Below are 8,663 nucleotides of genomic sequence, written 5' to 3'. Positions count from 1 at the left end.
AAAAGCGCGGCTCGATGGTAAAATTGAAAGACTTGATTTCCAGGTTCTGGAATCGCTGTTCGTCCCGGTCATTCAGAAAAGAGTTGATAAACGGAACTTTTCCTTCCGGCATGGCCCCGAATCCCATATTCACGGAAAACCAGCTGGTAAAAGCCCTTTCATAAGAGAGATTGATATTCCTGAAAGCATATGCAGTAACATTTGTTTTCACGATGTTCAGTTTATCAGACGACGAACCGGCAGTTTCCTGTGCAGAGAACCCGGAAAACAGAAGGGAAGAGGCAATAATACAATATTTTTTCATGATGTGATATTTAAGTTCGTTTAAGGGATGACTGCAAAAAACGGGCAAATGTTATAAAGTGTTAAAATTTTCTTTTTCCTGCATTGATAAAAAAAATCCCGGCATTTCTATGCCGGGATTTATGACAAATGTTATCAATAATTTATTTTTTGATAAACCTGGAAGTCTGGGTTTTTGAGCTGTCTTTTCCTGAAACTTCAATAAAGTAAGAAGCAGAAGGAAGACCGGTCACCTGTACTTTTCCGGATTCGATACCGGAAGTCCTGATCAGTTTTCCGTCCAGGCTATAAATTTTCGCTGTTGAAAAATCTCCGGTTTCTCCTGCAAGACCGATGAAATCCTGTGCCGGGTTGGGGTAGACTTTCAGACTGTTCTTTTTAAATGCCGTTTCTCCTGTTGAAAGAATAGCGGAACTCAGCACCTGGGCACCCTCGGTTGTCTGGTTGTTGATGTTGGCAACAGGCACGTTTACCACAGTCTGAATCGTAGTTAGTAAAGGAAACTTTTTCGTACTGCTGTAATAGGAATAGGAAGTATTGGTTATAGTCCCTATCGGAAACAGGAAGTTGGTATCGTTCGGTAAATGAAGGTTAAAGGTCTGAACGGATCTTACCCTCAGGACGTTGGTAAAGGTATAGCTTCCCAGGATCAGCGTGCCTGAAGCGTTGGGATTGATCGTGATGGTTCCTCTGCAGAGTCCGCTGACAGAAGTTGACGAAAATGTTCCCTGTGCCTGATCGGTTTCCGTGGCCGTTGTATATTGGGTAGGATAACTGATGAAGGTACCGTTATTGGCAGAAAGATTAAGGGTAGCATCCGAAGTTACCAGGCCTGTGATTTCCAGTTTGGAAGCGGTTTGTTTGTAAAATACGGTATTCCCGCTGCCGGTCATTTTCAGGGTAGACCCCGGAAAAGTTGAAATCTCGCTTGCAGTAGGCGTGGAGTAGACCGTTGTGGCCGATCCCGCAAATGTAAGAGAACCGTTGTTAAAGGTGGCATTGGCTCCGGTTGCCGAGTTGTCCGGTGTACCGTTTACTCCCAGATAGTCTACCGTTTCCCCGGAAACAGGGTCATTAAATGCTTTTGTGATCGTGGTTTGTGCCGACAGCATCCCTGCAGCGGCAAACAAAAAAAGTAGAGTATGTTTCATAAAATTTTTTGTTTAAAGATACGCAAAAAATGAAGCCGTGGTACTCAGTTATTTTACAGATTTTTTTGTTAACTGTTGATAATTAACAAGGTAGTGAATTAATTGCTTCCGATGTCTTGCCTTTTGTCTTTGTCTTCAGGTTCTGATAAGGCATGGGTCTGGTGGTTTTCAGAAAGATTAAAAATTCTTCCCATCCTCTGGGATGCATTTACAAAAGCGATAAAGGCACAGAGGCCTGATATTTCGGTATCGGTAAAGTATTCGCGGAGCAGATCAAAATGGGCCGGCAGAACTGATGTATAGTCTTTAGAGAAAAGTTCTGCAAAGAATACCGCTAGGGAAATTTTCAGCTGTGAGGCATCGAAATCGGGCTTGCCTGCCTTTACCATACAATATCGGCAGCCATTTTCAAAGGCCATGGCGCGGCGGATCTGTTCTAGCAGGTTTCTGTCAGGCCCTGTCTCTGTCCAAAGGGTTTCTTCCAGGAGGTTCCAGTGGGTAAGTATTGCCGGGTTGTGCCCAAGCAGTTTTTCAAAAGCTGTATTTCCGTTTGCCGAAAAAGGGATTGTTGTCATATCTGGTATTTTATCGGGACAAAATTCAGGAATATTCTCCGGGATCTAAAACGGATATAAGGGATAAAAGAGTAAATTTGCCTTAAATTAATGGTATATCAGATAAATTTCAATGAAAATAATACTGGACGATCTTGATTACAGGATTCTGCAGATCCTGGCGGAAAATTCCCGGTTAAGCTATGCTGAAATCGGCCGTACAATTTCCCTTTCCCAGTCGGCTGCCAAGGAGCGGGTTCAGAATCTTGCAGAGAGCGGGGTTATTAAGCAGTTTACCGTTGAAGTGGATTATGAAAAACTCGGGTATCCGCTCAGGGTAGTCATCAGCCTGAAATTTAAGAATGATGAGTTCAGGAGGTTTATTGATGATGTCCATCAATTTCCGGAAATTCTCAGCTGCAAAAGAGTGACGGGAGAATTCTGCCTGATCACGGAATGCGCACTGAAGGACAGCCGCCATCTGGAACAGCTGATCGACCGGCTGATTGCCTATGGGATCCCAACGACGGCTATCCAGCTTTCCGAAATCAAAACAAGGCCCATTTTAAAAAGTCTTTCTAAATCATCTGCGAAAGATTGACTGATGGTTTATGAGGTCCATCCCACGGTTTTTTTCCATGCCAGCATTTCCTGGTTTCTTTGTTTCAGATCTTCCGGAGGATGCAGGTTTTCTTTTTGGGCACGGTTTCTGACGATCCGGGTTTGTTCTTCCAGTAAGATAAGGCCAAGTGCGATCCGTCTCTCGTTAACCTGATCCGGATGGTCACAAGGATTTGGGCTCAACTGTCCGTTTTCATCCCAGTCAAACTGTGTTCCGTAAAGCTGTGGCCGGCCCTCGAACACTGCAATCCTGTCGGCCAGATAGGCCATGCTGATCCTTTCACGCTTATTTTTTGAAGCAGAGTTCTCAAGAAGAGCAAGGCATTTTCTCATGAAATCAGGCCGGGCAATGGCATGCTGTATGACCAGCCACGCGGCTTCAGCTGCTTCTTCACCCACTTTATCTGCAGTGGGGAAGCCGATATGACTGATGATTTCATCCAATACTTCCGCATTTTTATTGTGAAGATCCTGCATTTCGTGATGATAGCCGGCTTGCAGTTCCCCGTTGCGGATCAGCCGGTCCCGCAGTTGAAGATCCGCATTTTTCAGGCTGATAATTTCTTTAGCAATGTTTCTGTACTTCATATCATAAGAAGATCATGTATAGATGAATAGAATTTTTCTTTGCGTAGCGCGTATATCAGCTCATCCTCCAATTCACCGTTTTTAACCAGCGTTTTTTCAAGCCGTGCTTCCAGAACAAATCCATTCTTTTCCAATACTTTTTGCGACGCGGTGTTGCTGCCGAACGGCCGGGCGAAAATCCGGCCTATCTCATTATCATTCAGGAAGGCAAAATTCAGGACCTGCCGAATGGCCCTGCTGATGATTCCCTGTCCCCAGAACGGCTGTCCCAGCCAGTAGCCGAGCTCTGCATTTCTCCGGTGAATGCCGTGCTCAGGATGAATCCCGATCCCGCCTGCCGCTTCGCCGTCAACTTCAATAGCAAAAATGTGGGCGGAATGCGATGCATTGGCAAACTCAATAAACGCCATACCATCCGTTTTTAAATAGGGATGCGGAAACATATCGGTCATATTTTTGGCGATATTCGGATTGTCTGCATATTTTACCAGGCTGCTGAGGTCCTGCTTTTCCCAGGATCTCAGCCTGAATTTTTTTCCATATAAGTTTTTATAAAGCAAATATAGGAGATCTGAGTTTTTTCAATTTGGCGGTCATTCAAATTTCTTCCGGATATGTAATGAAAGTTGTAAGTGCTCTCCCAGCAGAGATCTGAAAATGGCTTCAGGCAGATCTGTAGGCCAGGGCCTATATTAGGATAATCATTCACTCAGTTATTATTAGACTTAACTGATTTATTCAATCATCAGTTTCACATAGGTCTGTCCATCTTCTGCTTGAATATTTGTATTATACACCCTTTTTCCGATAATGCTTTCCAGGAGATCACGGATATCTTCCGGATCACCGGCCAGTTCAAGACTCAGTTGGCTGGACCGGTTGAAAATTTCCGGATTAATAAAACCTGAAACATACAGGTTGAACTGATCCAGAAGATCTTCCAAAGGGTATTGTGAGTCTTCATCGGCTTCCAGTTCAAAGCTGAGCGCAGTGACGAAGATTTGGTCTGCATGATTCCGGTAAATATGTTCTTCCAGGTATTCATAAGGCAAATCCTTATATTTCTCCAGGGTGATCGATCTGATGTTTTTCATTGCGTACAGGTATTTAATAAAAATTTTCAAGTTCCAGTTTCTTGATCCGGGCGATGATGGCTCCTTTCGTTCTTCCGAAATGATCGGCCATTTCCTGTACCGTGCATCCGTCGCCGAACATACCGGCCAGTTCCTCATCTTCTTCCGGCGTCCAGGGCTTGTAGGCTGCCTTGTGAGTAGCCCGGACCCGTTCCTGGGAATAGGCTTTTTCTTTTGTACTGCTTTTATTCCCGGCCGGACTATTCTTTGCCGGTTCGCTGTTTTCATTTTCCACTTTTATAACCTGAATATGCGGCGATTCCTGAATAAATGCATCGGGCAGCAAGGTTTCAGGAATGGAAAGGATGTTTTTAGCCCTCGTAACGGCTACATACAGGAGATTGATTTCTTCGTTGAGTTTCTGGAGGTTCAGTTCAAAATTTTTCCTGTCTTCCTTCAGTTTTTCCAGCCTTTTTTCAGAAATAAAATCATTTACCAGTTCTACCGAGTCATATTCCATGCCTTTACAACGGTGAACGGTGGAAAATATCATGTCCGCTTTTTCCTTATCATTGTTTTCCACATGCCTTTTTTTAATGGTATTGATGATTTCCGGAACTTCGTTTTCATATTCCCTGATGATCTCCACCATCAGCGAAAGCTGTACATCTTCCGTCTTTTCAATATAGTCTTCCAGTTCATGAAGGTCCTTCATGGAACGGATGAGCTCATCTTTGATCAGATGGCGTTTCTTCCGGAAAAGATTCAGTACGTCGTACAGCGAAGCGCCTTCATCAGCATAGGTATAGGAATTAATGTTGCCTTCAAAGTAGATCTGCCTGGATCTCTTGTTTTCCGTTACATATTCTATGGCTTTCAGCAGCAGGCCGAGGTTGGTCCTGGCCAGGGTAGCCCGGGTGCTTATGTTTTCGGTATTGCCTTTCCCCAGGATGGAGACCGTGTCACCGGAATCTTCTTTCAGGTGTTTTTTCAGGACCAGTACTTCAGAGGCCAGGTCGGCAATGTCCTGCCCGAAACGGAAGCTGGTGGAAAGATGATAGGTATTGAAATCTGCCTGTTCCAGGGAATTGACGGCATACCGCCAGCTGTAGATCTGCTGATGGGTATCTCCTACAATAACTTTTATCGCTTTCTGCTTAAAAAACAGATCAAGCATGGCAGGCGATGCATCCTGGCCTTCATCAAACAGGATATAATCATATCCGAGGTCCGGATTCAGGAGCTGGAATTTCTTCAGGTAAAAATCATGGGTAATCTCAATTTCCCCTTTATCCATTTTGCTCAGCAGCAGCCGGGTCTGGGCAATGATGTATTCGTAAAACGTTGACACAAAAGCCCGGGCCTGTGGATCGGTGACCGTATCCAGGTAGTTCAGTTCCTGAACTTTCCGTTTGTCACTGTTGCAGAAATAGGTGATGCACTTGTTGATGTGGTTGGCAATAATGTATTCGGCATGTTTCTCACCGTTTCCCTGCAGGTTCAGGAGCGTTACAATTTCATAAGTCCTGTAGCCCTGCGCCCGTACCTTGTAATGGTGCCGGAATACGATATGCCGGAACGCCAGTGAATGCGCCGTTTCCACCCTCACATTGGATAATCCCCTGTCACTGAATTTCCTGACGGCTTCTGTTTTTACGGCTTTGTTGAAAACAAGATAGAGGATCCTGCTTCCTTCCGGGCGGGTCCTGGCATACTCAATAACGGTAGTGGTTTTCCCGGAACCGGCCACGGCATTGATCTTAATGTTCCCGGTTGAACGGATGATGTCCTGTTGTTCTTTTGTTAATTCCATCGGTTTTGTGTTTGGGGTTTATTGATTATCTTAATAAGACAGGATAATGATGATAGGCTGGTTTTTACTCCAGCAACTGATAATTTTCCAGTCTGAAGTTTTTTATCAGGCTTTCCGCATCCGGCCTTCTGTCATCATGGCGGTGAATATCGGCCCCTGCTGAAATGAGTGTTTTGAACAGCTTCCTGAGCTGTTGCAGGAGAATACCGTCAGACAGATCTGCATGCGGGTGATTGATCATCTGTTGGGCATCCAGAATGGCACGGTGCAGGCAATTGTTACCATACGAATCTATAGCGTTGGGATCTGCTTTTCTTTCCAGCATCTGCTGAAACAGCAGATAAGCCTGATTAAACCGGTCTTCATTTTTCTGAAGCGTGTAGGAATTAAAAATCATGGCCCGGATGCAATCGTGCAGTACAGGCGCTGTCCATTCGTTGATGGCCGAGGTTTCCCTGAAATTAACGTCTGCCCCTTTTGCAATGAGGAGAGTGGCAATATCGAAATTTCCGGTTTTAAACGCCACCTGCAACCCGGACTGGCCGTCGTTCTTTTTCGGGGGTGCAAAACTGCACACGGTGAGATAAGCCTTATCCGATTCAATAAGTTCCGCTACCTTTTCCCTATCGCCATCCGTAATGGCCTTGAAATATATTCTGATCTCTTTTTTCTTCATCGGGCAGGTCTTTTATCGCGTCATTTATTCCATATACTCCTCATTGATGAAATCGTACCCTTTATCCATCAGCATTTTCAGGTAGTCCTCGAAGCTGCCGGCAATCACACTGAATTCATCCGGATCATGGACAAACCGGACGATCTGGCCTGTTGTTCCTTTTTCCGCGGGACTGAAATCGATGAACAGCTGCGAAGTGCCGCCGTTGTTCATGCAGTCTGAGAAGTGGAGCCACTTCAGGCCGTCCACTGTTGCTGTAATTGTTTCATCAATATCTACCTCATCATACTCCCGTTCGATATAGTCTTTGTAATACCTGGCTGCCAGATCGTGGTTCTCGATGATTTCCCCGGATGACAGCAGGTAATAAGGATATTCTTCCATATCGGAACCGAGAAAGTAAAAGGCGATTTTCTCCCCGTTATATTCCCGCCAGTAAGTACCGTCCACGTATTTCAGGAGATCGATCAATGCCTCCGGAATTTCCGGATACAGTTCTCTGAGCTTCCGGATATTTTCTTCCGCAGCGCCGTGTTTTATCTTTTCAAAATGGTCCCAGCTTTCTTTTCCCTGGTTTTCAAAATAGGCTTTTTTAAGTCCTGCAACGTACTGTTCTGCGATGGGATTCATGTTTTTTTATTTTAAATGTACGGAATTCTTCCTTATCTGATGTCTGGATTGAGCTGTTTTATCCTGTCACTGTCTTTTTTTTCTTGAACCGGCCGTTCCGGATTTTACTTGGTGATTTCTATAAACTCAGGATCAGTAAATAAATTCTGAAGCTCCGGGAAGCTGCGTGCATCTTCTTTCAGGGCAGGCTCCAGCTCAAAAGTTGTCTTTAAAAGTTCGAGACATTCGGCTGTTTTTCCCTGAATGTTTTTCATGATGGCCATCTGGTAATAATTCCAGGAGAATGGTTGGATGGTATTAAGCTGGTCATATAGCAAAATGGCTTCGTCATATTTCCCGGTTCCCTTTAAATAAAGACCTTTGTTGTACCGCAGCTGGTATTGCGCTTCCTCACCCGATTCATTATCTATAAGGTCAAACTGCTTCAGGGCCTCTTCTTCAGGGAGCATATACATGGTATCTACCATGAGCTGAATGGTGATGTGTTCCGAATAATACTTTTTAAACAATTGCCTTACGGACTTTAGGGCATCCTCAATATGGTTTTCTTTCTGATAAAACTGAATCATAAATATCAGTGCATTAGGATTCTGGGGATCATTTGCAAGGATATCTTTTATATTGAGTATAAATTCATGTTCATCCATTTTACCTTCCTGAAAGAGTTCGAACACAAAGTCTACCTTATTTTCCAGAATCTGTGGATGTCCAGGTTCCAGTTCCAGCGCTTTATTGGTAAAGAATAATGCCTTTTCGGTATCATTTTTCAGGCCGTAAAGTTTTCCTTTATTGGCATAGGCTAGAGTTGCATTTTCGTCCAGTTCTATCGCTTTATCGAAGAGCTCCAGTGCATTGTCAAGATCGCCTCTGTCCATCTGGTAAGCTCCATATCCGATATAGCGGTCGATCTGGTCCCGGTCCGTATTTCCTTTGGTGTGTTCAGGATTGGGGGTGATCTTAATTTCCGAGATTATACCGCTGTCAAGTTTTTCCTGAAAGTCGTCCACCATTTCTGTGTTTTTTTCCTGTAATGCCGTTACGATCTCCTCCGATTGTTTTCTGCTCAGCCCTTCTTTGAACAGTTCGTGCTGAACTACCTCATACCGGTGATTGTTCTGAAAATACAATTGCTGCGCATGATCCAGTATTTTTGTCCGGTGCGCTTCATTGTTGAAAAGATCTTCATCTATTCCCGCATCATCAGGAGACGAAGCGTTGAGCTTTAACCCGGAAATTTTTTTTACTTTTTCGAGG

At 44.3% G+C, this 8,663-nt stretch carries 10 protein-coding genes and 1 pseudogene; 1 reads left to right on the top strand and 10 read right to left on the bottom strand.

Translation table 11 applies throughout. The features are described from left to right. The 3 genes and pseudogenes from QZ735_RS18185 to QZ735_RS18175 form a co-directional block, all read right to left on the bottom strand. Positions 1–304: pseudogene (locus QZ735_RS18185) on the bottom strand (DUF3575 domain-containing protein); the annotation flags it as partial. A gap of 142 nt (positions 305–446) precedes the next feature. Beyond that, positions 447–1,454 (bottom strand): T9SS type A sorting domain-containing protein, encoded by a 1,008-nt coding sequence (locus tag QZ735_RS18180; protein ID WP_294251592.1) that lies wholly within the window; start codon positions 1,452–1,454, stop codon positions 447–449. A gap of 98 nt (positions 1,455–1,552) precedes the next feature. Then, a complete protein-coding gene (locus tag QZ735_RS18175; protein WP_294251589.1) occupies positions 1,553–2,029 on the bottom strand; it encodes a carboxymuconolactone decarboxylase family protein in 477 nt (158 codons plus the stop codon). A gap of 112 nt (positions 2,030–2,141) precedes the next feature. On the opposite strand from QZ735_RS18175, the gene QZ735_RS18170 reads away from it, so the two are divergent. Then, positions 2,142–2,609, top strand: coding sequence for an Lrp/AsnC family transcriptional regulator (locus tag QZ735_RS18170; RefSeq protein ID WP_294251586.1), 468 nt, complete (start codon positions 2,142–2,144; stop codon positions 2,607–2,609). Between the two features lie 8 nt (positions 2,610–2,617). On the opposite strand, the gene QZ735_RS18165 is transcribed toward QZ735_RS18170, so the two are convergent. The 7 genes from QZ735_RS18165 to QZ735_RS18135 all read right to left on the bottom strand — a co-directional run. Next, positions 2,618–3,217, bottom strand: a complete 600-nt coding sequence (locus QZ735_RS18165) for a DUF6624 domain-containing protein (RefSeq protein ID WP_294251583.1) — start codon at positions 3,215–3,217, stop codon at positions 2,618–2,620. Beyond that, positions 3,214–3,777: a GNAT family protein gene (locus tag QZ735_RS18160; RefSeq protein ID WP_294251580.1), complete on the bottom strand. Its 564-nt coding sequence runs from the start codon at positions 3,775–3,777 to the stop codon at positions 3,214–3,216. The genes QZ735_RS18165 and QZ735_RS18160 overlap by 4 nt, the downstream gene beginning before the upstream one ends. A gap of 174 nt (positions 3,778–3,951) precedes the next feature. Beyond that, entirely contained in the window at positions 3,952–4,311 is a 360-nt protein-coding gene (locus QZ735_RS18155) for a hypothetical protein (protein ID WP_294251577.1), read from the bottom strand. A gap of 13 nt (positions 4,312–4,324) precedes the next feature. Beyond that, positions 4,325–6,103, bottom strand: a complete 1,779-nt coding sequence (locus tag QZ735_RS18150; RefSeq protein WP_294251574.1) for a UvrD-helicase domain-containing protein — start codon at positions 6,101–6,103, stop codon at positions 4,325–4,327. Between the two features lie 64 nt (positions 6,104–6,167). After that, positions 6,168–6,779, bottom strand: a complete 612-nt coding sequence (locus QZ735_RS18145; protein ID WP_294251572.1) for a hypothetical protein — start codon at positions 6,777–6,779, stop codon at positions 6,168–6,170. Between the two features lie 24 nt (positions 6,780–6,803). Next, complete coding sequence (locus QZ735_RS18140) at positions 6,804–7,409, bottom strand: SMI1/KNR4 family protein (RefSeq protein WP_294251569.1); 606 nt, start codon at positions 7,407–7,409, stop codon at positions 6,804–6,806. 104 nt (positions 7,410–7,513) lie between these two features. Further along, positions 7,514–8,663, bottom strand: a 1,150-nt coding sequence (locus QZ735_RS18135) for a hypothetical protein (protein WP_294251566.1), incomplete at its 5' end; no start/stop codon positions are given.

Source organism: uncultured Chryseobacterium sp. (assembly GCF_913776365.1).
In the GTDB taxonomy this organism is placed as follows: domain Bacteria; phylum Bacteroidota; class Bacteroidia; order Flavobacteriales; family Weeksellaceae; genus Chryseobacterium.
Note: the sequence above shows the minus strand (reverse complement) of the source record. Positions and strands in the feature narration are given on the sequence as shown.

What these genes read in the sequence shown, in the direction of transcription:
- QZ735_RS18180 (WP_294251592.1), bottom strand. Translation starts at nt 1,454, where the DNA reads ATGAAACATACTCTACTTTTTTTGTTTGCCGCTGCAGGGATGCTGTCG.
- QZ735_RS18175 (WP_294251589.1), bottom strand. Translation starts at nt 2,029, where the DNA reads ATGACAACAATCCCTTTTTCGGCAAACGGAAATACAGCTTTTGAAAAA.
- QZ735_RS18170 (WP_294251586.1), top strand. Translation starts at nt 2,142, where the DNA reads ATGAAAATAATACTGGACGATCTTGATTACAGGATTCTGCAGATCCTG.
- QZ735_RS18165 (WP_294251583.1), bottom strand. Translation starts at nt 3,217, where the DNA reads ATGAAGTACAGAAACATTGCTAAAGAAATTATCAGCCTGAAAAATGCG.
- QZ735_RS18155 (WP_294251577.1), bottom strand. Translation starts at nt 4,311, where the DNA reads ATGAAAAACATCAGATCGATCACCCTGGAGAAATATAAGGATTTGCCT.
- QZ735_RS18150 (WP_294251574.1), bottom strand. Translation starts at nt 6,103, where the DNA reads ATGGAATTAACAAAAGAACAACAGGACATCATCCGTTCAACCGGGAAC.
- QZ735_RS18145 (WP_294251572.1), bottom strand. Translation starts at nt 6,779, where the DNA reads ATGAAGAAAAAAGAGATCAGAATATATTTCAAGGCCATTACGGATGGC.
- QZ735_RS18140 (WP_294251569.1), bottom strand. Translation starts at nt 7,409, where the DNA reads ATGAATCCCATCGCAGAACAGTACGTTGCAGGACTTAAAAAAGCCTAT.